The organism is Pseudodesulfovibrio sp., from assembly GCF_028692895.1.
Lineage (GTDB): Bacteria > Desulfobacterota > Desulfovibrionia > Desulfovibrionales > Desulfovibrionaceae > Pseudodesulfovibrio.
In genome coordinates, this window is sequence record NZ_JAQUWN010000029.1 from 1 (window position 1) to 22,774 (window position 22,774).

Annotated in this window: 17 protein-coding genes and 1 other RNA gene; 1 reads left to right on the top strand and 17 read right to left on the bottom strand. The window is 64.5% G+C overall.

The genetic code is table 11. The annotated features are described in order from the left end of the window. Window positions 1-249: 249 nt before the first annotated feature. The 11 genes from PHP91_RS09000 to PHP91_RS09050 all read right to left on the bottom strand — a co-directional run bounded on the left by PHP91_RS09000 (window position 250) and on the right by PHP91_RS09050 (window position 12,835). Entirely contained in the window at window positions 250-1,290 is a 1,041-nt protein-coding gene (locus PHP91_RS09000; RefSeq protein ID WP_300139734.1) for an IS481 family transposase, read from the bottom strand. A 188-nt stretch (window positions 1,291-1,478) separates the two neighbouring features. Beyond that, on the bottom strand, window positions 1,479-2,759 hold the full coding sequence (gene tyrS / locus PHP91_RS09005; protein ID WP_300139736.1) for a tyrosine--tRNA ligase: 1,281 nt from the start codon (window positions 2,757-2,759) through the stop codon (window positions 1,479-1,481). A gap of 197 nt (window positions 2,760-2,956) precedes the next feature. Beyond that, the gene (locus PHP91_RS09010) at window positions 2,957-3,856 is read right to left on the bottom strand and encodes a protein-glutamate O-methyltransferase (protein WP_300139738.1); all 900 of its coding nucleotides are present in this window, start codon (window positions 3,854-3,856) and stop codon (window positions 2,957-2,959) included. A gap of 143 nt (window positions 3,857-3,999) precedes the next feature. Next, entirely contained in the window at window positions 4,000-5,556 is a 1,557-nt protein-coding gene (rny, locus tag PHP91_RS09015) for a ribonuclease Y (protein ID WP_300139739.1), read from the bottom strand. A 176-nt stretch (window positions 5,557-5,732) separates the two neighbouring features. Beyond that, window positions 5,733-5,915, bottom strand: a non-coding RNA gene (ssrS, locus tag PHP91_RS09020) — 6S RNA. 27 nt (window positions 5,916-5,942) lie between these two features. Beyond that, window positions 5,943-6,212, bottom strand: coding sequence for a cell division protein ZapA (locus PHP91_RS09025; protein ID WP_300139741.1), 270 nt, complete (start codon window positions 6,210-6,212; stop codon window positions 5,943-5,945). 12 nt (window positions 6,213-6,224) lie between these two features. Then, complete coding sequence (locus tag PHP91_RS09030) at window positions 6,225-6,401, bottom strand: hypothetical protein (protein WP_300139743.1); 177 nt, start codon at window positions 6,399-6,401, stop codon at window positions 6,225-6,227. A gap of 64 nt (window positions 6,402-6,465) precedes the next feature. Then, window positions 6,466-7,833 (bottom strand): bifunctional UDP-N-acetylglucosamine diphosphorylase/glucosamine-1-phosphate N-acetyltransferase GlmU, encoded by a 1,368-nt coding sequence (glmU, locus tag PHP91_RS09035; protein ID WP_300139745.1) that lies wholly within the window; start codon window positions 7,831-7,833, stop codon window positions 6,466-6,468. 86 nt (window positions 7,834-7,919) lie between these two features. Then, window positions 7,920-9,275: an MATE family efflux transporter gene (locus PHP91_RS09040; RefSeq protein ID WP_300139747.1), complete on the bottom strand. Its 1,356-nt coding sequence runs from the start codon at window positions 9,273-9,275 to the stop codon at window positions 7,920-7,922. Window positions 9,276-9,581: 306 nt separating this feature from the next. Continuing rightward, window positions 9,582-10,646, bottom strand: coding sequence for a phosphotransacetylase family protein (locus tag PHP91_RS09045; protein ID WP_300139749.1), 1,065 nt, complete (start codon window positions 10,644-10,646; stop codon window positions 9,582-9,584). A gap of 86 nt (window positions 10,647-10,732) precedes the next feature. Then, window positions 10,733-12,835, bottom strand: coding sequence for an acetate--CoA ligase (locus PHP91_RS09050; RefSeq protein WP_300139751.1), 2,103 nt, complete (start codon window positions 12,833-12,835; stop codon window positions 10,733-10,735). Window positions 12,836-12,853: 18 nt separating this feature from the next. On the opposite strand from PHP91_RS09050, the gene rnc reads away from it, so the two are divergent. Then, complete coding sequence (rnc, locus tag PHP91_RS09055) at window positions 12,854-13,537, top strand: ribonuclease III (RefSeq protein ID WP_300139753.1); 684 nt, start codon at window positions 12,854-12,856, stop codon at window positions 13,535-13,537. A gap of 106 nt (window positions 13,538-13,643) precedes the next feature. On the opposite strand, the gene PHP91_RS09060 is transcribed toward rnc, so the two are convergent. The 6 genes from PHP91_RS09060 to PHP91_RS09085 form a co-directional block, all read right to left on the bottom strand. Beyond that, the gene (locus PHP91_RS09060; RefSeq protein WP_300139755.1) at window positions 13,644-14,579 is read right to left on the bottom strand and encodes a flagellin; all 936 of its coding nucleotides are present in this window, start codon (window positions 14,577-14,579) and stop codon (window positions 13,644-13,646) included. Between the two features lie 1,166 nt (window positions 14,580-15,745). Further along, complete coding sequence (locus PHP91_RS09065; RefSeq protein ID WP_300139757.1) at window positions 15,746-17,431, bottom strand: flagellar hook protein FlgE; 1,686 nt, start codon at window positions 17,429-17,431, stop codon at window positions 15,746-15,748. 60 nt (window positions 17,432-17,491) lie between these two features. After that, on the bottom strand, window positions 17,492-18,220 hold the full coding sequence (locus PHP91_RS09070; RefSeq protein ID WP_300139759.1) for a flagellar hook assembly protein FlgD: 729 nt from the start codon (window positions 18,218-18,220) through the stop codon (window positions 17,492-17,494). Window positions 18,221-18,232: 12 nt separating this feature from the next. Further along, entirely contained in the window at window positions 18,233-19,969 is a 1,737-nt protein-coding gene (locus tag PHP91_RS09075; RefSeq protein WP_300139761.1) for a flagellar hook-length control protein FliK, read from the bottom strand. 106 nt (window positions 19,970-20,075) lie between these two features. Continuing rightward, on the bottom strand, window positions 20,076-21,485 hold the full coding sequence (locus PHP91_RS09080; RefSeq protein ID WP_300139763.1) for a glycosyltransferase family 9 protein: 1,410 nt from the start codon (window positions 21,483-21,485) through the stop codon (window positions 20,076-20,078). Between the two features lie 3 nt (window positions 21,486-21,488). Further along, complete coding sequence (locus PHP91_RS09085) at window positions 21,489-22,703, bottom strand: glycosyltransferase (protein WP_300139765.1); 1,215 nt, start codon at window positions 22,701-22,703, stop codon at window positions 21,489-21,491. Window positions 22,704-22,774: the final 71 nt, after the last annotated feature.

Genomic DNA, 22,774 nt, shown 5'->3' on the forward strand with positions numbered 1-22,774 from the left:
AAAAATGAGTTGGCAAGTCTTCATGGAAAACTTCGTACATTATGCCAGCAAGAAATTGGAATGGAAGACCTTCAATGTGAACTATCAAAAAATGACAATGGATCTTTTCTAGATTTCAAAAGGTTTGAGAAGAAATTGTAAGTTGGCAATTAATAGAATGATTACGCGAAGCGTCGCCCAAAAGCTTTGGTAGGGATTGGTTGTACAGAGATAGTATTCACCTGACACTACCGCCCCTGGCGGGGTGAGCTACGCGGCTTCTTCGGTTCCTGTTTCCTTGCCCTTCACGATGCCGTCCAAGAAGGCCTGGTTCGGCGTCCGTCCGTTCATTCCCCGGCCCTGGTGCGCCCGCTCCGTGTTGTAGTGAAGCAGATAACCGTCCAGGTCCTTCTGCATCTCCTCCACCGATTCGTACCACTTCTCCCGGCCCTTGATGCGGAAGTGCTCGTCCAAGAGCGTGCGGTGCAGGCGTTCCACAAAGCCGTTGCTTTGTGGCCTGCGCACCTTGGTCGTGCGGTGTTCGATGCCTTCGAGCTGGAGGAACAGTTCGTACGGGTGCCGGTCCGGCCTGCCGCAAAACTCCCGGCCGTTGTCGGACAAGACGGTTTCGACCCGCGCGCCGTGGGCCTCGAAATGCGGCAAAACGTCCTCATTGAGGACATGAACCGCCGTCACCGGCAGCTTGCTGGTGTACAGCCTGCCCCAGGCGTAGCGGCTATGGCAATCGATGACAGATTGCAGATAGACCCGCCCCACGCCCTTGAGCGTACCGACAAAGAACGTGTCCACGGCCACCAGATCGCCGGTGTGGCGAGTCTCGATGTGCCGTTCCCGGAACTCCGGGCTGAACCTTTCCAGCACGCGAATCTGCTCGTCCGTGAGTTTCAGTGAGCGCTTCCGGGCCGTTTGTTCGAGGCGGAGCAGACGTTCGTGGCGACTCAGCAGATCGTGGCGGCTCCAGACGCCGCGCACGCCGCTGGAGCTTACCTGCACGCCCAGCAGGACAAGCTGTTGCGCGACCCGAAGAGGACCATGAGTGGGAAAAGACAGGCAGTAATCCAGGATAGCTTTCTCCACGTGTTCGTCCGCCCGGTTGGGATGTGGCCCCTTGGGGCCGGGAAGCCGGTCGAGCAGGCCATCCGCTCCATACGTCTGAAAGTTGCGGCGAATCTCGTAGAACTGTTGCCGCGAATAGCCCATGACTTTGCAGGCCTTGCTCACATTGCCGAGTTCGGTCGCCAGCTCTAGCAGGCTGAGCTTCCTTCGTGCTACCTTCTTCTTGGTGGTCATGACGTTCTCCTTGCTGAGGTTGGTGAAGCTCGTAACTCCATCCATACCCCGGCCAGGGACGGCATGACCACTTCCTTTCGGAAGGGCCGTGTGTCAGGTTATAACCATCTCACTACAGATTGGTGAAGGCGAAAAAAAGCCGCCGGGCTGAGCCCGGCGGCCATAATGCGCGGTGCACGCGATCGTTGCTAGCCCCGGGTGACGAGGCCGTAGTTCTTTTTACCCTTGCGCAGGACGAGGAGGTCGCCGCCGAGGAAGTCGGTTTCGGCGAGTTCCTGGTTCTCGGCCACGCGCTCGCCGCCAAGGTAGACGCCGCCCGCCTTGATGTCCTTTCGGGCCTGGCCCTTGGAGGGGACAAGGCCGAGGTCGACGAGCATCTGGGCGATGTCGGGGACGTCGCCGGGCGCGTAGTGCCGGTGGGGGGCGGATTCCAGGGCGGCCCGCAGGGTGGCGGGATCGACCTTGCGCAGGTCGCCGGTGCCGAAGAGGGCCTCGGAGGCGGCCAGGACGCGGTCCAGCTCGTGCTGGCCGTGGATCATGCGCGTGACCTCCTCGGCCAGGCGCTTCTGGGCCGGGCGCAGGTGCGGGGCCTCCTCCATCTCCTTTTCCATGGCGGCGACGTCGTCGGAACCGAGGAAGGTGAAGAGCTTGAGGAAGCGGATCACGTCGCGGTCGTCGGTGTTGTAGAAGTACTGGTAGAAGGCGTAGGGCGAGGTGACCTCGGCGTTGAGGTAGATGGCGCCCTTCTCGGACTTGCCGAACTTTTTGCCCGAGGCGGTGGTCAGGAGCGGGAAGGTCAGGGCGAAGGCCTCGGCCTGCTCGCCGTCAATGGCGGTGCGTCGGCGGATGAACTCGCAGCCGGCGGTGATGTTGCCCCACTGGTCGCCGCCGCCGATCTGGAGACGGCACTTGCGGGTCCTGTAGAGGTGATAGAAGTCGTAGCTCTGCAAGATCATGTAGGAAAATTCGGTGTAGGAGATACCGACGTCGTCGCGGTCGATGCGTCCCTTGACCGATTCCTTCTGGAGCATCCAGTTGACCGTGAAGTGCTTGCCCACATCGCGGAGCAGCTCTATGGCGGTCATGTCCTTGGTCCAGTCGTAGTTGTTGACGATGTCGGGGCGGTCGCCGGTGTTGCGTTCCACGAAGCGGCGGACCTGGGCCTTGATCTTCTCCAGGCGGGTTTCCATGACCTCGGGATCGGAGAGGTCGCGCTCCTTGTCCTTGCCGGACGGGTCGCCGATGCGGCCGGTGGCCCCGCCCATGAGGTAGAGTGGATGGTGCCCCGCGCGCTTCATGCGCACCAGGCAGAGCAGGGGCACGAGGTTGCCCACATGCAGGGATTCCGCCGTGGGGTCGAACCCGCAGTACATGACGGCTCCGGGGGTGTTCAGGTACTCGCGCACCTTGTCTTCGTCCGAGACCTGATTGATCAGCCCGCGCCATTTCAAATCTTCATAAATATTCATGTAATCCTCATCGTTTACCGTGTGTACGCCGCATTGGCCCGGCGGCGGGAAACGCACGGACGTCCCGCAGGGAGAGGGCGGGAGAAACCGCCCGTCCGGAGGTATTCCTTATGTCAAAAAACGCGCCTTGAAAAGGGCGCGGAAAGGGGGGGTGCTCCGAGGGCCGGATGTGGTGTTATCCTTGAAGCGCAGCGAGGTCAACCGATCCGCTGGAACACTGTGGGCGCGACCTGGCGCAGGGGCAGGGTCATGCCGGAGAGGGATTCGGAATGACCGATGAAGAGGTAGCCGCCGTGCTTCAGGTTGTTGCAGAACTTGTTGAAGAGCGTGACCTGGGTGTCGCGGTCGAAATAGATGACCACGTTGCGGCAGAATATGATGTCCTGTGGGTTCTGGAGGCGGAAGTCGCCCATGAAGTTGAGCCGCTGGAAGGAGACCTTGCGCCGGAGCGGCTCGTCGATCTTGATGAGCGGGTTGTTGCGGTTCTTGCTTTTGAGCAGGTACTTCTTCTTCATCTCCATGGGGATTTCCTCAGCCTTGTCCATGCCATAGACCGCGCGAATGGCCTTTTGCAGGATCTCGTTGGAGATGTCGGTGGCCAGGATGGTGAAGTCGAACCCGGAGGAGCGGGCGGCGAACTCGGAGAGGACCATGGCCAGGGTGTAGGGCTCCTCGCCGCTGGAGCACCCGGCGCTCCAGACGCGCAGGGGCGCGCCCCGGCCCAGGCCGCGATGCCACAGCTCGGGCAGCACGGTGCGATTCATGATGTCCCAGTGCTTGGGTTCGCGAAAGAAATGGGTGGTGTTGGTGGTGACCACGTCGATGAGCTGGGAGCGCTCGGCCTCGCGCCCCTCGGGGGAGAATACGTAGTCGCAGTATTCCTTGTAGCTCTTCATGCCCAGGGCGCGCAGGCGCTTCTGGAAACGGGACTGGAGCAGTACCTTCTTGCTGGGCGGCATCTTGATGCCGAACTCGGAGTGGATCAGTTGGCTGAACCGGGCGAATTCCTTGTCGCCCATGGTGGTCCGGAACAGCTCGACCGGGCCGTCACTGCGTTCGGCGCTGTCGTCGGAATGTGCGGGGTCCCTGTCGATCATGCTGGCTCCGTGGGGGGGGTGCTGATTTCACGCCACCCTAGCAAATGCCGGAGGCCTTGCGCCATGATAAATTGCATGGCCGGGCGGCGGGCGGCAAAAAGCCCCGGCTTCGGGTGAAGCCGGGGCTTTTTGCGTTCATCTGGCTATTTGGCGTAGCCCACGGCGCGCTTTTCGCGGATGACCGTGACCCGGATCTGGCCGGGGTAGGTCATGTTGTTCTCGATCTTTTCGGCGATGTCCTTGCAGAGCACGTAGGTGTTCTCGTCGCCTACCTTGTCGGAATCGACCATGACGCGGATCTCGCGGCCCGCCTGGATGGCGTAGGCCTTCTGCACGCCGTCGAAGCTGGTGGCCAGGTTCTCCAGGTCCTCCAGCCGCTTGACGTAGTTCTCCAGCAGCTCCTTGCGCGCGCCGGGGCGGGCGCCGGAGAGGGAGTCGGCCGCCTGGACCAGGTTGGCCAGGATTGACATGGGCGGCGTGTCCTCGTGGTGGGCGGCGATGGCGTGGATGATCTCCTTGGACTCGCCGTGCTTCTTGGCCAGGTCCGCGCCGATGATGGCGTGGGGGCCTTCGATCTCGTGGTCCACGGCCTTGCCCAGGTCGTGGAGCAGGCCCGCGCGCTTGGCTTCCTTCTCGTTGAGGCCGAGCTCGGCGGCCATGACGCCGCAGAGGAAGGCCACTTCCATGGAGTGCTGGAGCACGTTCTGGGAGAAGGAGGTGCGGTAGTGCAGGCGGCCGAGGAGGTTTATCAGCTCGGGGTGGATGCCGTGCACGCCCACGTCGAAGGTGGCCTGCTCGCCGATCTCCTTGAGCTTGGTGTCCATCTCGGATTCGACTTTCTTGACGATCTCCTCGATGCGGGCCGGATGGATGCGGCCATCGTGGATGAGGCGCTCCAGGGCCTGCTTGGCCACCTCGCGCTTGAGGGGGCTGAAGGCGGAGAGGACCACGGTCTCGGGCGTGTCGTCGATGATGAGGTCCACGCCGGTGGCGGCCTCCAGGGCGCGGATGTTGCGTCCCTCGCGGCCGATGATGCGGCCCTTCATGTCCTCGGAGGGCAGCGTCACGGCGGTGACGGTCTGCTCGCCCGCATAGTCGCCCGCGTAGCGCTGGAGGGCGAGGGAAAGGATTTCCTTGGCCTTCTTGCTGGCGTTCTCCTTGGCCTCCATCTCGATGTTGCGAATCATGCGCGCGGCCTCGTGACGGGTGCGCGACTCGATCTCGGTCATGAGGTGGTCCTTGGCCTCCTCGACGGTCAGGCCGGAGATTTCCTGGAGCTTGCGCTCGTGCTCGTCGGCCTTGAGGGTCAGGTCCTCCTCCAGCTCGGCCAGGCGCTTTTCCTGCTTGATGAGCTGCTTTTCCAGCTCGACGACCTGGGCCTCCTTGTCGGCCACCTTTTCGCGCTTGGCGTCGAGGCGCTCCTCCTTGGAGTGGAGGCGTTTTTCCTCGTTCTTGAGCTGGGATTCACGATCCTTGAAGTCTTTTTCCAGGTCCATTTTCTGGGCGTATATTTCGTCCTGGGCCTGGATGCGGGCCTCTTTCTTGAGGGCTTCGCTCTCCTTGCGGGCTTCTTCCACAATGCGTTCGGCGAGGCCTCGGGAATCGGCTATGTTCTTGTCGGAGATGTATTTGTTGAGAACGAATCCTCCGCCGAGTCCGACGATGATCCCGCCGCCGATCATGGCGATTTCGGTTATCATTGGAATGCTCCTTGGGTGTATGTTGACAGACTTTTGGCGGTCTGTTGACGCCCTTTAGCGCACTTGAGGATCGACGCATGGGAGGTGCGCCTTGGAGGGAATCCATTGCCAGGAGCAATGGGAGGAGGGAGGTTGGAAACGGTTTAATCTATGTCGTCCGGCGCTCGGAGCCGGTTATAGGCCCCGGGAAGCCGTGTTGCCTTTTGGTTTTGAACCTGGTTGTCCAGGTGGGCATGACTCGCGGACCTTCAGGCTTCCCGCGCGGGGCGGGCATGCACACCAATCCACTGGAGTCGTCGCCCTTTTAAAGAGCATTGGCTCAAGAACGCTCCGGGCAATCACGAACGTCCCAGGGTAATTTCTTCACCACTCCCGGACCCTTCCTATTATCGGCCTGGGTCCTGCGAGGTTTTTTCCAAAATCTCTCCGATCTTCCCTTCCAACCGCTCAAGCTTCCCCACGCCGACCAGGTAGTCGTCGGCCAGACTCAGGAGCAGAAACGTCAACGCCTTTTCCTTGCTCAGGTCCCCGGCGGTCTCGGTCAGCTCCCTGTATTTCTTTTCCAGAAACGCCTGCGCGGCTTCGATGCGGTCGCTTTCCGCATCCGTCTTGAAGGATATTTCAAGTCCGAACAGATTCAACGTGTAGCGTGGCATCGTTTATCGCTGTCATTCCAGCTCGCTTTGGATCTTCTCCAAAATCGCGTCGATGCGAGATTCGATGTCGCGCCGCAGGTTGCGTTCGGCCTCGACCTCCTCCCTCAAATGCTGGTTTTCTTCCTTTAAAACCTTGATTTTATCTATCAGCTCACTAAAGCGCTGTTCAAGTTGGGCAACAAGTTCCATTTCCTCTATCTATCCCCTAACGTCACACAAATCAACAGTTATTGGGGGCGGCCCGCTCCATCCCTCAGGACCGCTTGAGCCGCCGCTTGATGATGACCTGCTTGCCGCGCGCGATGCCCGCGCATTCGTCGGGCACGTCCTTGGTGATGGTCGAGCCCGCGCCCACCAATGCGTCGCGCCCCACGGTGACCGGGGCCACCAGGGCGGTATTGGAGCCGATGAACGCGCCCTCGCCGATGACGGTCCTGAACTTGTTCTTGCCGTCGTAGTTGCAGGTGATGGTGCCCGCGCCGATGTTGGCCCCGGCCCCCACCTCGGTGTCGCCCAGGTAGGTCAGGTGGCTCGCCTTGGCCCCCTCGCCCACCACGGACTTCTTGACCTCCACGAAGTTGCCCACCTTGGCCGCGCGCCGGAGCACCGCGCCGGGCCGCAGCCGCGCATAGGGCCCGACCTGGACGCCCTCCTCCACCACCGCGCCTTCCATGTGGTTGAATTCCTTGACCAGGCACCCGGAGGCGAGGGCGCAGTCCGTGATCTGGTTGTAGGACCCGAGCCGGGCCCCGGCGGCCACCGAGGACTCGCCGTAGATTTCGCAGTGGCCGAAGATTTCCGCGCCCGGCTCCACCGTGACGCCCGGCCCGATGATGACCGTGTCCGGGTTGTGGATGAGCACGCCCCGGTCGATGAGGTCCTCCACGATGCGCCGCCGCAGGGCGTTTTCGGCCTGGATAAGCTCGCGCGGGCTGTTGATGCCCATCAGGCTCAGGTCGTCGCCGCACTGCACGCCGGTGACCGTCAGACCGTCGGCCACGGCCAGCTCCACCAGGTCGGTGACGTAGAATTCGCCGCTGGCGTTGCGGTTCTCCAGCCGGTCGAGCAGGGCGCCCATGGTGTCGAGCCTGAGCAGGTAGATGCCTGCGTTGACCTCGCCGGTGGCGTGGCCGTGCACGGCGATGTCGTAGTCCTTGGCCTCGACGATGGCGGCGATGCGCCGGTCCTCGTCGCGGACCACGCGGCCGAACCCGGCCGGGGACTTGGGCGTGATGGTCATGAAGGCGAGGTCGCCGTCGCCCGCCGCGTCGGTCAGGCGCGAGAGGGCCTCGGGCGTGACCAGCGGGGTGTCGCCGTTGATGACCAGGCAGTGGGTGGCCCCGGTGGCCTTGACCGCGTCCCAGGCGGTCTGCACGGCGTGGCCCGTCCCCAACTGCTCGGCCTGGACCACGAAGGACCGGCCGGGAAAGACGGTCTCCACCTCCTCGGCCCCGTGGCCGATGACGGTGAGGATGTCGGAAAACATCGGGTCCAGGGCGCGGTAGACGTAGCGGAGCATGGGCTCGCGCAGCAGGGTCTGCAACACCTTGGGCCGGGGGGAGTGCATTCGCGTTCCCTTTCCGGCGGCCAGCACCAGGGCGGTGATCTTGGTTTCGGGCATATGGTCTCCGTCTTGCGGGTTGAGTCTTCTTGCCGGGGCAAAATACGCCGTCGGCGGGAAAAGGACAACCCGAACCTGCGAACGGCTCAGGCGGCCCGCGCTTCCGCCTGCCGGAGCACGCGGCGCACGAACCAGAAGGATACCAGGGCGGCGGCCCATACGATGGCCGCGATGGAAAGCCACAGGGCCAGGGTGCCGCAGCCCATCCGGCCCACCAGGAGGGTGAAGAGCAGCCAGGGCGCGGCCACCTGGCGGCTTACGCCCATCCAGATGGCGAAGAGCGGGCGCTGCATGCCCTGGAGCGCGGCAGTGGAGACCGAGATGATCACGTAGCCGTAGAGGACGAAGGCGTCCACGCGCAGGTACTCCGCGCCCACCGCCACCACGGCCGGGTCGGCGGTGGTCAGGCGCATCAGCGGCTCGGCGAAGAGCCCGAGCGGCACGCAGAGCGGGATGAGCAGCCACGCGCCGTAGCGCAGGCAGTGGGCCAGGGTCTCGCGGATGCGCTCCGGCCTGCCCGCCCCGAAGTTCTGGGCCGTGACGGTCAGGGCCGCCACGTTCAGGCCGATGGCGGGCATGAGGATGACCTGGTCGATGCGGGTGGCGATGCCGAAGGCGGCCGAGGCCGCCGGGCCGAACCGGGAGACGAAGCGGAAGATGACGAAGAACCCGAGGGCGATGGTCATGAAGTTGAGGGAGGCCGGGAATCCCTGGTGGGCGATCCGGCCGTAGATGCGCGGCCGGGGGATCAGGTTGCGGCCCCGGTCGGTCGCGAGCAGGCCGGTGCGCCGGGCCTTGAAGCCCAGGTAGACCGCCCCGGCGGCCTGGAGCAGGACCGTGGCCCAGGCCACCCCGGCCAGTCCCATGGCGGGCAGGCCAAAGCCGCCGTATATGAACCACGGGTCGAGCCCGAGGTTGAGCAGGGCGGTGGCCACCAGGACGTTGCGGAAGCTCTTCGTGTCGCCCCTGGATTGGAGCACGGCGTTGAAGAGGTAGAGGAACACCGTGGCCGCGTTGCAGGCGAAGATGGGGTTCATGTAGGCCAGGCAGGTGGCCAGGTACGGCCCCTCGGCCCCGAGCCAGGCGAAGATGGGCGGCGAGAAGGCCAGGCCGAACCAGGCCAGGGCGGCCGAGACCAGCACGCCGAACCCGAGCATCTGCACGGCGGTGAGGGATGCGCGTTCGCGCTCGCCCCTGCCCAGGGCCGCGCCCATGAGCGCGGTGGAGCCGGTGGCGATGCCGCCGGCGATGGAGGTGATGACGAAGAAGACCGGCAGGGAGAGCGACAGGGCTGCCACGGCCTGGGTGTCGATGCGCGCGGCCCACATGGTGTCGGCCAGGTTGAACATGGTGTGGGAGAAGAATCCCACCGAGGCGGGCACGGCCACCTGGCGGATGACGTCGGGCACGGGCCGCCGGGTCAGGTCGGTGGTGTCGGTCACGGTCGTTCTCCTGGACGTCGAGTCTGCCGCAGACCGGCCCGCAAGTACAGCGGAGATCGGCCCGTTGGCGCGCGCCGGTGCGGGACAGGCGGGGGCGGAAGAAGCCTCCGGCGGCTCAAGAACCTTTTGGGAAAAAGGTTCTTGAGAATCTCCAAAACCTTCCATCTCCGCTTTGCTGGGGAGGGCTTGGGGGTTGGGCTTTTCCCTGAATCGACGCCCGTTGTCCCTTCTTGCGGATGTTGCGCAAAGAAAACGGGCCGGGAGCGTTTGCTCTCGGCCCGTTTTGCGTCGTTGTCGCGGCTCTGGCTATTTCAGGCCGAGTTCCTTGCGCAGGGTCTGGAAGTCGATGTTGGAGGCCACCAGCTCCGCGCCCTGCTTGATCTTGATGGCGTCGCGCAGCTTGTGGCGGGAGAGGATGTCGTCCATCTTCTTGGCCACGGTGAAGGTGTCCTCGCGGACCATGATGATCGGCGTTTCCAGTACCTCGGAGCGGGTCAGGATGATGTCGTTGGGGTAGAGGTTGCCGGTCAGGACCAGGCAGGGGCAGTCGCCTTCCAGCGCCACCAGTTGCACGTCCGAGCGGTCGCCGCCCACGATGATGGCCGAGTTTTTCTTCTTGCGGAAGTGGGTCATGAAGTTCTCCACCTGCATGGTGCCGATGAGGAACGACTCCACCACACGTTCGCTCTTGTTGTGGGCCGAGATGATCTTGCCGCCCAGCCGGTCGGCCAGGTCGCGCACCTTGATGGCCCCCATGAGCGGGTCGCGCGGGATGACGCCCAGGACGCGCACGCCCTTCTTCTCCAGCGCCGGGCCCAGGAGCTGGCTGATCTCGTCCATGAACTGGGGCGGGACGTCGTTGAGGATGACCCCGGCCAGCAGGTCGCCGAGCTGTTCCTTCATGACCATCAGGTAGTCGTACTTCAGCTCCTTCTGGAACCGGTCGATGACGATGGTCTTGATGCCGAGCTTGCGCACCACGGAGATGGCGTCGGTGTCGCAGTACTTGCCGGAGTACATGGAGCCGGAACCGGCCACCAGGGTGATGTCCTTGTCCTCGGAGATGGTCTTGTAGCTCTCGACGATCTTGTCCAGCAGCCCTTCGACGCTGCCGGTGAAGGCCTTGACCTTGAAGTCCTGGGTGACCACCACGGGGGTGACCAGCTCCGGGTCGGCCTCCAGGCCGAGCACGTCCTGGACAAAGGCCGCGTCCTCGTCGCCGAGCTTGCCGCCGATCTCCATGGGCATGGCTCCGACCGGCTTCATGTAGCCGACGTTGAAGCCTTCCTTCTGAAATTTGAGGCCCAGGCCCATGATGATCATGTTCTTGCCCGAGTAGCCGGTGGTCGAGCCGATATAGAGTCCAGCCATGCCTTGATTCCTCCTCAACTGTGACGGGCCCGCCGGGCGGCGCCCCATCCTGTTTTCGTATCCCAGACCGATGAAAAAGCCAAGGGTCAGCCGATGGTCAGCCGCAGGTCGGCCACCAGGGCCCCTTCGGCGTCCACCAGGACCGGGTCGAGCTCCGCCTCGCGGATCTCCGGAAAATCCGTGGCCATCTGCGACATGGACAGCAGGATGTCCTCGATGGCCGCCAGCTTGACCGCCGCGCCGCCGCGCGCGCCCTGGAGCAGCGGGAACGACTTGATCTCGCGCACGATGTCCTGGGCGTCCTGGAGGGTCAGCGGGGCCAGGCGGTGGCTGACGTCGTGCAGCACCTCGGCCGACGGGCCGGCGATGCAAAAAGAAATGAGCGGCCCGAACTGCGGGTCCTGGGTGAAGCGGACCACCACCTCCATGGCCCTGACCGGGCCCATGGCCTGGACCAGGCAGCCCGCGATGTAGGCGTCGGGCCGCTTGCGCTGGGCGCGGATGGTGATGTCGAGCCACGCCTTGCGCAGTTCGTTCGGGTCGCGCAGGTTCACGGCCACGCCGTCCACGTCGCGGCGGCTCGGGATGTGCGGCGAGACGATCTTGAGGGCCACGGGGTAGCCGATCTTCTTGGCCGCGCGCACGGCCTGCTCGCTGGTGCGCACCAGGCGCGACTCGGGCACGGGCAGTTCGTAGGCCATGGCCACGTCCATGGCGTCGGCAAAGGGCAGCTCCTGGAGCCCGAGCTTGCGCGCCTGGCGCAGGACGTGCTTGGCCCTCCCCACGTCGCGGCGGAAGCAGACCTCCACCGGGTAGGGGCGGTCCAGCCAGCGCCGGTGGGCCAGCATGGCCGAGATGGCGCGCACGGCGGGCTCGGGATAGCCGTAGCAGGGGATGCCCGCCTTGATGAGCAGGTCCCGGCCGGGCCCGATGCGCATGGCGCCCATGAAGCAGGTGAAAATCGGCTTGTCGCACCCCTCGGCCACCTCGATGATGGTCCGGGCCGTCTCCTCGATCCGGGCCGAGGCCGTGGGTGTGAGCAGGGCCAGCACGGCGTGGGTGAACTCGTCCGCCACCACGGCCTCCAGGGCGGCGCGGTAGCGCTCGGCCGGGGCGTCGCCGATGATGTCGATGGGGTTGTAGATGGCGGCGAAGGGCGGCAGGGCGGCGGTCAGGGCCTCCAGGGTCTTCTGGGACGGACGGGGCAGGTTCAGGCCCGCGCCCTCGCAGGCGTCGGCCGCCAGGATGCCGGGGCCGCCGGAATTGGTGACCACGGCCAGGTTCGGCCCGGCGGGCAGCGGCTGCTCGGCGAAGGCCCTGGCCAGGTCGAAGAGCTCCTCCAGGTCGTGGACCTCGATGATGCCCGACTGCCGGAAGGCGGCGGTGGAGGCCGCCAGGTTCCCGGCCATGGAGCCGGTGTGGCTCGACGTGGCGCGCGCGCCGGCCCGGGTGGTGCCCGCCTTGATCATGATGACCGGCTTCTTCTCCGTGACCAGGCGCGCCTTTCGCAGGAATTTTTCGCCGTCGTCCACGCTCTCCAGGTAGCCGATGATGACCTTGGTGTCCGGGTCGTCGCCCAGGGCCTCGATCATGTCCGCCTCGGACACGCCCGCCTTGTTGCCCAGGGAGATGAACTTGGAGAACCCGAGGTTCTCGCCGTCGGCCCAGTCCAGGATGGCCGAGCAGAGCGCGCCCGACTGGGAGAAGAAGGCGATGGACCCCTCGGACGGAAAGGCCTGTGCGATGGTGGCGTTCAGGCCGCATTTGGTGTTGATGAGCCCGAGCGAGTTGGGGCCGAGCAGGGTGATGTCCCGGCGCCGGGCCAGCTCGGCCATGGCCGTCTCCAGCTCGAAACCGTCGCGCCCGGTCTCGCGGAATCCGGCGGTGATGATGCAGATGGCCCCGACCCTGGCGTCGGCCAGCTCAACCATGGCCTCAAGAACCTGCTCGCGCGGCAGGACGATGACGGCCAGGTCCGGGGGCGCGGGCAGGGCCGCAGCGCGCTCGTAGACCCTGAGCCCCTCGATTTCGCCTCCCGCGGGATTGACGGGGTACAATTTACCCTTGTACCCTGCGCGGATGAGGTTCGAAAGGATCAAGTGGCCGAGTTTTGCGGGATTTCTCGACGCGCCGACAACGGCGATGGAGTCGGGATCGAGCAGGGCGCGGAAACGGGTGCCGGAAAGCATGGACCTCGGAGGGGTTGAATGAATGTAATTGGCCTGCAAGAGTGTATTCACCATAGGTTTGACCAAGTCAAGCTCCTGGAGACCGCCCTGACGCACAGTTCCTACGCCAATGAACGGGAGGTCAACGCCGACAACGAGCGGCTTGAGTTCCTGGGCGATGCCGTATTGGAGCTGTGCGTGTCCGAAGAGGGGTTCAAGCGGTTCCCGGAAGCGCCGGAGGGGCAGTTGACGCGCATCCGCTCGCAACTGGTCAAGGAGAAGAGCCTGGCCGCCATCGCGCGCGAGCTGGAGCTGGACCGCCACGTCCTGCTCGGCCGGGGCGAGGAACAGCAGGGAGGACGCGACCGCGACGCCCTGCTGGCCGACGCCTTCGAGGCCGTGCTGGGCGCGGTGTTCCTGGACGCCGGGTTCGAGGCGGCCAAGGGCGTGATCCTGCGCATCTTCGCGGACCGCTGGCCCGAGCCGTCCTCCCTCACCGAGGTCAAGGACTACAAGAGCCGGCTGCAGGAGGTGGCCCAGGAGCGGTTCCGCGACCGCCCGGTCTACGTCCTGTCCGGCACGCGCGGACCCGAGCACGAGAAGATCTTCATCGTGGACGCCACCCTGCCCGCCGGCGAGGTGTTTCGAGGCGAGGGCACCGGCGTCAAGCGCGCCGAGCAGGAAGCGGCCCGGCAGGCCCTGGTCTACCTCGACGACGAATAGCCGTTCCCGAAAAACGGCAAACGACCGGAATCGACCCGGCAGCCGCGCGGGCTGCCGGGATGGATTCCGATCGTCTTCAGTCGATGTGCCTGAGGGGCGTCTGCGACTAGCCGCCGATGAGCTGCATGGCCATCCTGGGCAGGGAGTTGGCCTGGGCGAGCATGGCGACCGCGGACTGGGTGAGGATCTGGTTGCGGACGAACTCCGTCATTTCCTGGGCCACGTCCACGTCGGAGATGCGGGACTCGGCGGCCGAAAGGTTCTCGGCCTGGATTTCCAGGTTGGTGATGGTGTTCTCCAGCCGGTTCTGCATGGAGCCGAGGTTGGCGCGGATCTTGTCCTTGGAGATGATGGCCTGGTTCAGGGCCTCCATGGCGGCCTGGGCCAGCGCCTGGGTGGAGATGGACTTGCCCGCGTTGATCTCCTCGCTGGTGGCGCCGGACTTGGCCGAGGCGTCCATGCCGAGGCCGAAGGCGGAGGCCGTCGCGCCCTGGATGGCGATGTAGTAGTAGTCCTCGGACGAGTCGTTGCCGGTGCCGAAGTGGATCTTCAGCGGACCGGTGGAGTACAGGCCGTGCCCGTTGTGCGGGTTTTGGGCCGCGCCGAGGTCGCCGGAAAGATTGCCGTTGAGCAGGTAAATGCCGTTGAAGTCCGTGGCGTGCGCGATTCGGCTGATTTCCGAGGACATGGCCTGGTATTCCGAATCGATGATGAGCCGCTGGTCGGAGTTGTAGGTGCCGGTGGACGCCTGCATGGCCAGCTCTTTCATCCGGATGAGCTTTTCATCGATGACCTGGAGCGCGCCGTCGGCAGTCTGGATCAGCGAGATGGCGTCGTTGGCGTTGCGGATGCCCTGGTGCAGGGAGTTGATCTCCGAGCGCATGAGCTCCCGGATGGCCAGCCCGGCCGCGTCGTCGGCGGCGGTGTCCACGCGCAGGCCGGACGAAAGCCGCCTGGTCGAAGTGCTGAGGCGGCCATAGTGTTCCGTCAGGTTCCTCTGGGCGTTCATCGCCATGAGGTTGTGGTTGATGACTAAAGACATTTGAACCCTCCTTGTTCAATCGGGAAATCCATTTGCGCTTTGTTAAGCAGCAAACATGCCAACTTAATATTATTAAGTAATATTAAGATATTGAGTTTCTAAATTAAGTCTAGAGGGTGGTTTTTTCCCAGGGTGGAGGGGGAGTGGGTGGGTGGCACGTCAAGGGTTTGTCGGGTGGAAAAGGTAAAAGTTGCCCCCTTGGCGGGGGCGACTTTTTGTTAAGATGAAAGGGGAGAGGAGAGAGGGAAGGGGGAGGAAAGGCAAGCAGTAGCCTGGAAGTCCGGCCAGAGCCGGGGGAAGCGTTCGCTTCCCCCTCCAAGCTTTTTGAATGCCCTGCGCGGGCGGCGCTTTTTTTGCTGGGCCAAAAAAAGAAGCAAAAAAAGGCCCTTGCGGGTAGCTTGGCCGCCGACGTGTTGCGTCGCCAAACATCCGATCCAAGCGGGACGGCTCCATCTCTCGGAAAAGTATAGTGCCGTTCCTCCGCGAAAATTCGTAGACTGCACCTAACCGTCCGGGTGGCCACACAGAGCCGCCTTACCCGCTTGGTCGGCTGCTAAGCGCCGGAACACAGGGCTGGATTTGGCAAATTAACTCAGACGAACTACGGTCCCGGACGATTTTCTTGGGCTCCTGCTTTTGCGAGTGTCCGGGCTCCGGCTTCTGCGAATGATCGGGCTTTTGCTTGCCGCAGCGGCATTCCTGCAAGCGCCTACAATGCAGCCCTGCGGCCAGGCGGCTTAGAAGCTGACCAAACGGCCGGAGCGGCTTTTCGCAGCCTTGGAGCTTTTCTATTTTGGCGACTTGGCTGCGGGAGTGGAGGCCGTTTGGATCAGCTTCTTGCCCCGTGGACGGGGCGGGGGGCGGGGCACACCCAGGAGCGGTTTTTGCTTACTTTTGGGCGCTCTGGTCCAAAAGTAAGTCGCGCCTTCAGGGCGCGAAACCTCCCGATAAAGTCCCGCCGGAGGCGGCTCCTTTTTCGCCTTTCGCCTTTTGCCTTTCGCCTTTCCTCTTCCTGCCTTTCCCGCATTTCCGATTCCCAAAATGCAAACGGCCCGGCAGTTGCTGCCGGGCCGTTTCGCTTTCGTTGCCCCACGCGGGTCAGACGCGGGGCGCTTGGAGAAGGAGTCTATCAGTATGGGTTGGTACTTAAGACCTTTCTTAACAGGTTAACGCTTCATGGCGATGACTTCGCCGAGCATGGAGTCCGTGGTGGTGATGACCTTGGTGTTGGCCTGGAAGCCGCGCTGCGTGGTGATCATGCGCACGAACTCGGTGGCCATGTCCACGTTGGACATCTCAAGGGAGTTGCCGTCCACGGTGCCCTTTCCGGTGGAGCCCGCCTGGCCGGTCAGGGCCGGGCCGGATTCCAGGGTCTCGGAGAAGAGGTTGCCGCCCTCGCGGCGCAGGCCGTGCTGGTTGGTGAAGGTCGCCAGGGTCAGGGCGTAGAGTTCGAGCACCTGGCCGTTGGAATAGTGGCCGCTCAGCACGCCTTCGCGGTTGACCGACACGTTCTGGAGCACGCCCGCCGCGTAGCCGTCCTGGCTTTCGTACAGGGTGGAGGAGCCGCCGGTGTCGTAGCTTTGGGTCGCCAGGGCGCTGACCGCCGGGTCCTTGAAGTTGGGCAGCCAGGAGGTGTTGCTTTTGTAGGACAACTGGGCCGCGTTGGCGTGCACGGGCAGGGTGCCCAGGCCGACGGCCCAGCCCTTGGTGTCGGGGCCGCCGCTGTTGCTCGACAGGTCCTTGTTGGAGATGCCGAAGTCCAGCTGGATGGGCGTGGCCGCCGAGGCTTCCGCCGTGGAGGCGTTGGACTTGCCCAGGAAGTTGGCCGTGAATACCGGGTAGCCGCCGGTGGAGAAGTCCGCCAGGGTCCAGTTGGCCAGGTTCTTGGGACCGCCGTTGTTGCCGCCGTTGGACTTGAGCGTGTAGGCGTTCATGCCGGAGAGCTGGCCGGAGGTGAAGGTCAGGGTGCCGATCATGAGCACGCCCGCAGCCGAGGTCGCGGCCTGGCCGATCATGGTGTTGTTGCCGTCAGCGCCGCCGAGCGTCCGCTTGTCCGCGTTGGGGTCGACGGTGACCATGTATTCCCAGACCGTGTCGCCGCCCGCGTTGCTCAGGGTGACGGGGTCGAAGTACACGGTCAGGTTATGGGCGGTCCCGATGTCGTCGTACACCTTGATGGTGCTTGAGTATGCATAGCGGGTGGAGGCGATGGGCGTGTCCGTCGCGCCGTTCCAGTTGTTGAACATGGCGAAGTACGGGTTGGAGGTGCTGGTCGAGTTGTCCGGCGACGACGGGTCCAGGTTGGTGACCATGGAGACGTTCGTCGTCGGGTTCGGCGCGGACTGGAAGTTCTCCAGCCGGATGTCCGTGGGCGTGCCGATGATGCGGGTCGACTGGGTCCCGCTGTCCGTGGTGGACGCCGTGGTGGACACGGTGGTGGAGGACTGCTCCACCTGCCAGCCCTGCAGGATGTACCCGTGGGGATCGACCAGGTATCCGTCCTGGTCGAAGCGGAAGTTGCCCGCCCGGGTGTAGAATTTGTTTTCCTCGCCCTTCGGGGAGACGATGAAGAAGCCGTCGCCCGAGATGGCCATGTCCGTCGCCTCGGTGGAGGACTCGAAGGAGCCCTGGCCGAAGTCGGAATAGATGGTGGAAACGCGTACGCCGCGGCCGACCTGGCCCACGCCGTTGACCGTCGAGTAGTCCTGGCTGAGCAGGTCCTCGAAGTGCATGCGCGAGCCCTTGAAGCCGATGGTGTTGACGTTGGCGAGGTTGTTGCCGATGACCGTCATGCGTTCGGAATGGGCCGACAAGCCCGTGATTCCCGAATACAGTGATGCTCCTAAACCCATGGTGACCTCCTATATCTTCTCCAAGTATGTCCGGCTATCGAACCGGATATTCTTCAATCCTTACTCTTCTTCGGCGGTCGTCTCGGAGTCCACGGCGCTGGCGGTGCCGGGGTCGACGATTTCCGTGACGTTCAGGAAGTTCAGGTACCGTCCGTCCTTGAGACGCAGGTACTGGGTGCCGTCCTCGTTGACCACGGCGTCGACAACGCCCGAGACTTCGGTCTGCACCAGGACCCCGCCGCCGTCCTTGTCCTTGCCCAGGATGCCTACGCCGTAGATGCCGTCGGGCAGGACCGTCCCGGCCTCGTTCTTGCCGTCCCACACGTACTGGTAGGAGCCGGATTCCTTGCTGCCGAGCTCGACGGTGCGGACGATGGCGCCGTCGGAGTCGTAAATGTTCATGGTGATGCCGCTCACGGGCTCGCCGAAGCCGTAGTAGATGGTCGATGCGTTGCCGCTTTCCAGGCTGATGTTGTAGCCGTCCGCCTTGACTTCCTTGCCGATGAAGCTGACCGCGTTGAGCAGGTCGCTGTGCTCCATGGAATCACTCAGGGCCTTGATGTTCGTGTTGATGTTGGTGAGCTGCTCCAGGCTGGAGAACTGGGCCAACTGGGCCGTCATGTCCGTGTCCTCCATGGGGCTCAGCGGGTCCTGATGGGTGAGCTGCGCCACCAGGATGGTCAGGAAGTCTTCCTGTTCCAGGGAGTCCTTGTGCTCGGGGGTGTTGGAGGCGGCCATATAGGCCTCCTGCTGCCCCAGCAGATATCCGGTGGAATCGACGTAACCCATGATCGACCTCGCTTAGGCGACGATGTGCAATCCGTCGGTTTGGACCGTGGGAACCACGGCCTGGGCGGCGTCCGTCGCCGTCCCGGTCTCGCCGCGCATGGCGCGCATGTGGTTGCGCATGGCGGTCATGACTTCCCGCTCGCGGGCCAGGTTGTGCTGCTCCTGGCCGAACCAGTTGGAGTCGCTGTAATTCCCGGTCAGGCCGGACTGGACGTCCAGCTTGTCCACCTTCAGCCCCTGGTCTTGCAGGGCCTGCTTGATGACGTCGAGATTCTCGTGGATGAGCTTGGCGGCCTCGCTCGACTCGGCCCGGATCACGGCGCTGACTTCCTTGCCGTGGACCTGGAGGGCCACGCTCAGCTTGCCCAGGTTTTCCGGGGCGAGCTGGAGGGTGAGCTGCTTGGCGCCGTTCGACAGGGTCTTGATGACCGCGTTTTCCACCTGGCGCATGACCTTTGGCGCGGTGACCTTTTCCCAGGCCTGGGTCTTGGCCTTGGCCGAGGTGTCGGTCAGGGCGGCGTTCAGGGCCTGCTCCGCGTTTTCGGCCTTGGCCTGCGTCTGGCGGACGGAGGCGGAGGCGTCGTCGCGCAGCTTGCCGAAGAAATCGCGCCAGTTCTTGTCGGACTCGTCCTCGGTCTTCTGCTCCCGGGGCTCGGCCTGGCCCTCTGCCTGCTTGGGCAGCGTCTTGGTCGCGGCGGCCTTCTTGGCGTTGGACTCGGGCATGGTGTCGCGGCGTTCTTCCAGGGCTTCCTTGAGGTCTTCCTTGACCATGGTGTCCGCGCCGTTGTCGTCGGCTGTGCGAGGCTTCAGGTCCACGGCCTCCTGGATGTCCTTGGCCACCGAGGTCTCCTTGACCTCCTTGCCGGTGGCTTCGGCGAAGGCCTTGCCCACGGCCTTGACCAGCTTCTCGTCCTTGGCGTCCAGGGCGGCCATTTCCTTGCCGAGCATGGCAAAGGCCTGCTTCATGCCCTTGCCCGTGCCGCCCTGGCCGAGCAGCTCTTCGAGCTTGCCGGTCAGTTCCTTGGAAAATTGCATGGCCGAGGCGAAGGCGTCGACCTCGTCCTTGGTCAGCAGGAGCTGCTTGCCGTCGGACATGGATTCCAGCTTGGCCTTGAGGGCGGTCATGACCTTGTCGGTCTCGCCGTTCTCGACCTGGGAGAGGAGGCGGGCGGACTGCTTTTCGGAGAAGCCCAGCTTGGAGAAGAAAGAGGTGAGGTCGGCCTTCTGGGCGTCGCTCAGGGCGACCTTGCGCAGCTCGGCCATCTTTTCGGCCAGGGCGGAGACGAACTGGTTCCAGGTCAGTCCCTCGTCGCTGTTCACCTTCTTCTCCAGTTCGGCGATCTCCTTGTCCGACAGGCCGTATTCCTTGAGGTCTTCCTTGACCTTGTTGAAGTCGTCCTGGGTCATGCGCTGGTCGCGCTTGTCCTGGGCGGGCTCCTTGTCTTCCTTGGCCGTGGTCTTGGACGCGGTGGACTTGGTTTCCTTGGCCTGGCCGCTCTGGGCCACGCTGGTCTGGGCCGTGCCGTCCTGGGCCACGCTTTCGGCGGCCTCGGGAGCGCTCGCTACCATCTTGTCCGTGGTCGCAATCGGAGAAAGAGCCAGGTCGTGCTCCACCTTGCTGGAATGCATCTGGAACAGCTCCTCGAACATCGACTGCTTGTCGGTGCTCGTGGTGGTGGTGACCGTCAATTTCAGGGCCTTGTACTGGTCCGCCGTGCTGTCGGAGGTGATGCCGGGAATATTTTGCATGGTTTTCTCCTTCGGCACTCCATTCATCAAAAGGCGTGCCAAATTTGAAAATGTGATATTTCGGAAACTTAAGGAATCTTAAGGTAGGAAGAAACAGCCGGAAGGACTATGCGCAGACTCGAATCAGGGCTTCCAGGTGACCCATGACGGCAGCCCATGCCGGTCGGCCGTAGTCGCCGTTCTGGAGCCGCATCTGGGCCAGGCCGGTCAGCGGCCGGGCAGGGACGGGGCTTTCGGCCCAGAATGCGGCGTCGATCCGCTCGCCGGCCCCGAGCCCGTGCCGGAGCTGGCGGCTCATGGCCGGGATATGGGCCAGCAGGACCTGCGCCGTTTTCGGCGCGTCCTCGGTCAGGCCGCGCCAGGCGGCCGCCGCCGCGTCCTCGCCGCCGATGCCGAAGCGCGCGGCAAAAAAGGCCTGCCAGAACCGGGAGGCCAGCCGCTCCCCGTCCGGGGGGGCGCTGTCGAGCCTTCTTATATGATAAAGGCCGAGGGGCCCCTTGCCGGTCAGGAACAGGGCCAGGCCGGGCAGGGACATCTTCGAAAGCTTGTCCGGCCCGTCGCCCGCGGCCAGGCGCGCGGCCAGCACGGCCACCCGGTTGGGGGCGAATGGCTCGTGGCAGAACAATTTTTCCCGGCCGCAACGCCAGCACCCCTTGGCGCAGTCCATGTCCGCCCGCAGCACGTAGTGACCCGGCGAGTGCGGGCCGGTCTCCCAGGGGTTGACCGGGCCCATGGACAGGTTGAGGCACTTGAGGCCGGTCCAGGCGGCCAGGTGCATGGGTCCGGTGTCCGGGGTGACGAACAGGGCCAGGGTCTGGCCCACGGCCCCGAATTCGTCCAGGCCCAGCCTGCCGCACAGGTCGAGGACCGGGACTCCGGCCAACCGCTTGACCTCAGCGCCCAGCGGCTTTTCCGCCGGGCCGCCGAAGAGGACTGGGCGCAGCCCGCGCGCCAGCAGCTCGCGCACCAGCCCGGCCCAGAACTCGGCCGAGGGGCGCTTGGCCGTTTCGCTGGCCCCCAGGAACAGCCCCACCTTGGTGACGTCGGCGGGCTGGGTGCGCGGCTCGGCGAAGCTCGTGGCCGCGATCTCGGCCGCCGGGATGACGTCCAGGCCGTTCAGTTCGGCCCAGTGAAAGCGGTTGTAGCGGTTGTTGCCCACCAGCGAGGTCCGGTAGAGCTGCCAGTCGCCGTGCACGACCCGTCCGCCGTCCGCCGCCTGCACCGGGCCGAAGACCGCCTCGGATCGGAGCTGGCCCGCCAGCACCGCCGCCTTTTCCTGGATGGAGAGGTTGATGACGAGCTCGAACTCGTGCCGCCTCAGCACGTCCGCGCCCGCCCAGGGAAAATAGGTCACCGGAGGCGAGAGCTTCATCAGCGGCCTGTAGAACAGCTCCTCGGCCGCCACGTAGAGCGGGTGGCCCGGATACTTGCGCGCCAGCCAGAGCATCAGCGGGAAGGAGAGGATCAGGTCCCCCATCCGCTGCATCTGCATTATCAGGATCGGCCGCTTGGACATTCGTCAGGCGAAGGTCTGGCGCATGGCCTCCATGAGCGTGGTCATGCGGTGATCGTAGGTGTGTTCGGCCAGGACGCGGCGGCGGGCGGCATCGGCCACGGCGCGGCGCTTTTCCGGGTTTTCCAGGTACAGCTCCACCAGGCCCGGGATCTCGTCCGGGTGGCTGTAGTAGGCCACCTCGGAGCCGGGCTCGAAGAGGTCCTCCAGGCCGCGCCGGTAGTCGGTGAGCAGGAAGGCCCCGCAGCACGGCACGTCGAAGACGCGCTGGTTCACGGCCCCGAGCATCTGGCGGCTGGTGCAGTTGAAGTTGATGTCCGAGAGCGGGTAGAAGTCCGGCAGCTCGTCGTAGTAGGACAGCTCCGGCCGATAACGCCAGCCCGGCCGCCCCTTGAGCAGCTCCTTCCACCCCTCGTCGCCCACGATGAGCGGGCCGAAATCCAGGATGCGCAGCACGCAGTCCAGCCGGTACATGAGCGTGGCCTGCCAGGTCAGGAAGGTCTCGAAGGCCTGCCGCCGCGCCGGGGGCTCCAAGGCCTCGAAGTCCCGCCGCAGCTCCGGGAACCGCCGGGTCAGGAACCGGCCGGAGCAGGGTTCGCCCGAGTCGGCGAAGGCCTTGGCCACCATCAGCCCGGACTCCACCAGCCGCGGGCTCGGCCGGGCCGCCTCCAGCCGCTTGACCGTCTTGGTCAGCATGGAGTTGCCCACAAAGGAGATGGGCGCGCGCCAGGACGCGTCGCCGCCGTCCCGGTGGGGCGCGAATCGCGTCGGGTCGGCCCCGAGGGGCAGGTGGAAGACGTTGCGGAAGCCCATGGTCCGCAGGGATTCGAGGTTGTCCACGTCCCAGGTGAACAGGGCGGTGCGGCCTGCGTCCAGGTTGTGGTAGGTGCCCAGGATCAGGTGCGGGTTGTCCACGAACCAGGAGGCCAGCGGCACGTCGAACTGCTCCAGCAGCGCGGCCAGGACCCCCTCGTGGTCCACACCCAGGTGGTTCACGGTCAGCACGAAGTCCGGCCGGAACGAGGTCAGGGCGCTCATCACCCATGAGACGAAGGCGTCCAGGTCCATTTCCCTGGTCCCGAAATCCAGCAGCCGGTGCTCCACGCCGAGGCGTTCGCACGCCGCCTTGAGCTCGCCGATCAGGAAATACTGGCTGGTGAGCAGGAGGATGCGCGGTTTCGCGGACCGGAACTTCGGCCATTTGGCGCCGGGACTCTGCATCGTCCCTACCTAGCGGCCGGGCGGGGTTTTGTCCATAGGCGGCGGGCCGCATGTGGGTCAACGCCTACAAT

Excerpts from the sequence above, each read along its gene's own strand:
- PHP91_RS09000 (WP_300139734.1), bottom strand. The coding sequence starts at position 1,290 with ATGACCACCAAGAAGAAGGTAGCACGAAGGAAGCTCAGCCTGCTAGAG.
- tyrS (WP_300139736.1), bottom strand. The coding sequence starts at position 2,759 with ATGAATATTTATGAAGATTTGAAATGGCGCGGGCTGATCAATCAGGTC.
- PHP91_RS09010 (WP_300139738.1), bottom strand. The coding sequence starts at position 3,856 with ATGATCGACAGGGACCCCGCACATTCCGACGACAGCGCCGAACGCAGT.
- rny (WP_300139739.1), bottom strand. The coding sequence starts at position 5,556 with ATGATAACCGAAATCGCCATGATCGGCGGCGGGATCATCGTCGGACTC.
- PHP91_RS09025 (WP_300139741.1), bottom strand. The coding sequence starts at position 6,212 with ATGCCACGCTACACGTTGAATCTGTTCGGACTTGAAATATCCTTCAAG.
- PHP91_RS09030 (WP_300139743.1), bottom strand. The coding sequence starts at position 6,401 with ATGGAACTTGTTGCCCAACTTGAACAGCGCTTTAGTGAGCTGATAGAT.
- glmU (WP_300139745.1), bottom strand. The coding sequence starts at position 7,833 with ATGCCCGAAACCAAGATCACCGCCCTGGTGCTGGCCGCCGGAAAGGGA.
- PHP91_RS09045 (WP_300139749.1), bottom strand. The coding sequence starts at position 10,646 with ATGGCTGGACTCTATATCGGCTCGACCACCGGCTACTCGGGCAAGAAC.
- PHP91_RS09050 (WP_300139751.1), bottom strand. The coding sequence starts at position 12,835 with ATGCTTTCCGGCACCCGTTTCCGCGCCCTGCTCGATCCCGACTCCATC.
- rnc (WP_300139753.1), top strand. The coding sequence starts at position 12,854 with ATGAATGTAATTGGCCTGCAAGAGTGTATTCACCATAGGTTTGACCAA.
- PHP91_RS09060 (WP_300139755.1), bottom strand. The coding sequence starts at position 14,579 with ATGTCTTTAGTCATCAACCACAACCTCATGGCGATGAACGCCCAGAGG.
- PHP91_RS09065 (WP_300139757.1), bottom strand. The coding sequence starts at position 17,431 with ATGGGTTTAGGAGCATCACTGTATTCGGGAATCACGGGCTTGTCGGCC.
- PHP91_RS09070 (WP_300139759.1), bottom strand. The coding sequence starts at position 18,220 with ATGGGTTACGTCGATTCCACCGGATATCTGCTGGGGCAGCAGGAGGCC.
- PHP91_RS09075 (WP_300139761.1), bottom strand. The coding sequence starts at position 19,969 with ATGCAAAATATTCCCGGCATCACCTCCGACAGCACGGCGGACCAGTAC.
- PHP91_RS09080 (WP_300139763.1), bottom strand. The coding sequence starts at position 21,485 with ATGTCCAAGCGGCCGATCCTGATAATGCAGATGCAGCGGATGGGGGAC.
- PHP91_RS09085 (WP_300139765.1), bottom strand. The coding sequence starts at position 22,703 with ATGCAGAGTCCCGGCGCCAAATGGCCGAAGTTCCGGTCCGCGAAACCG.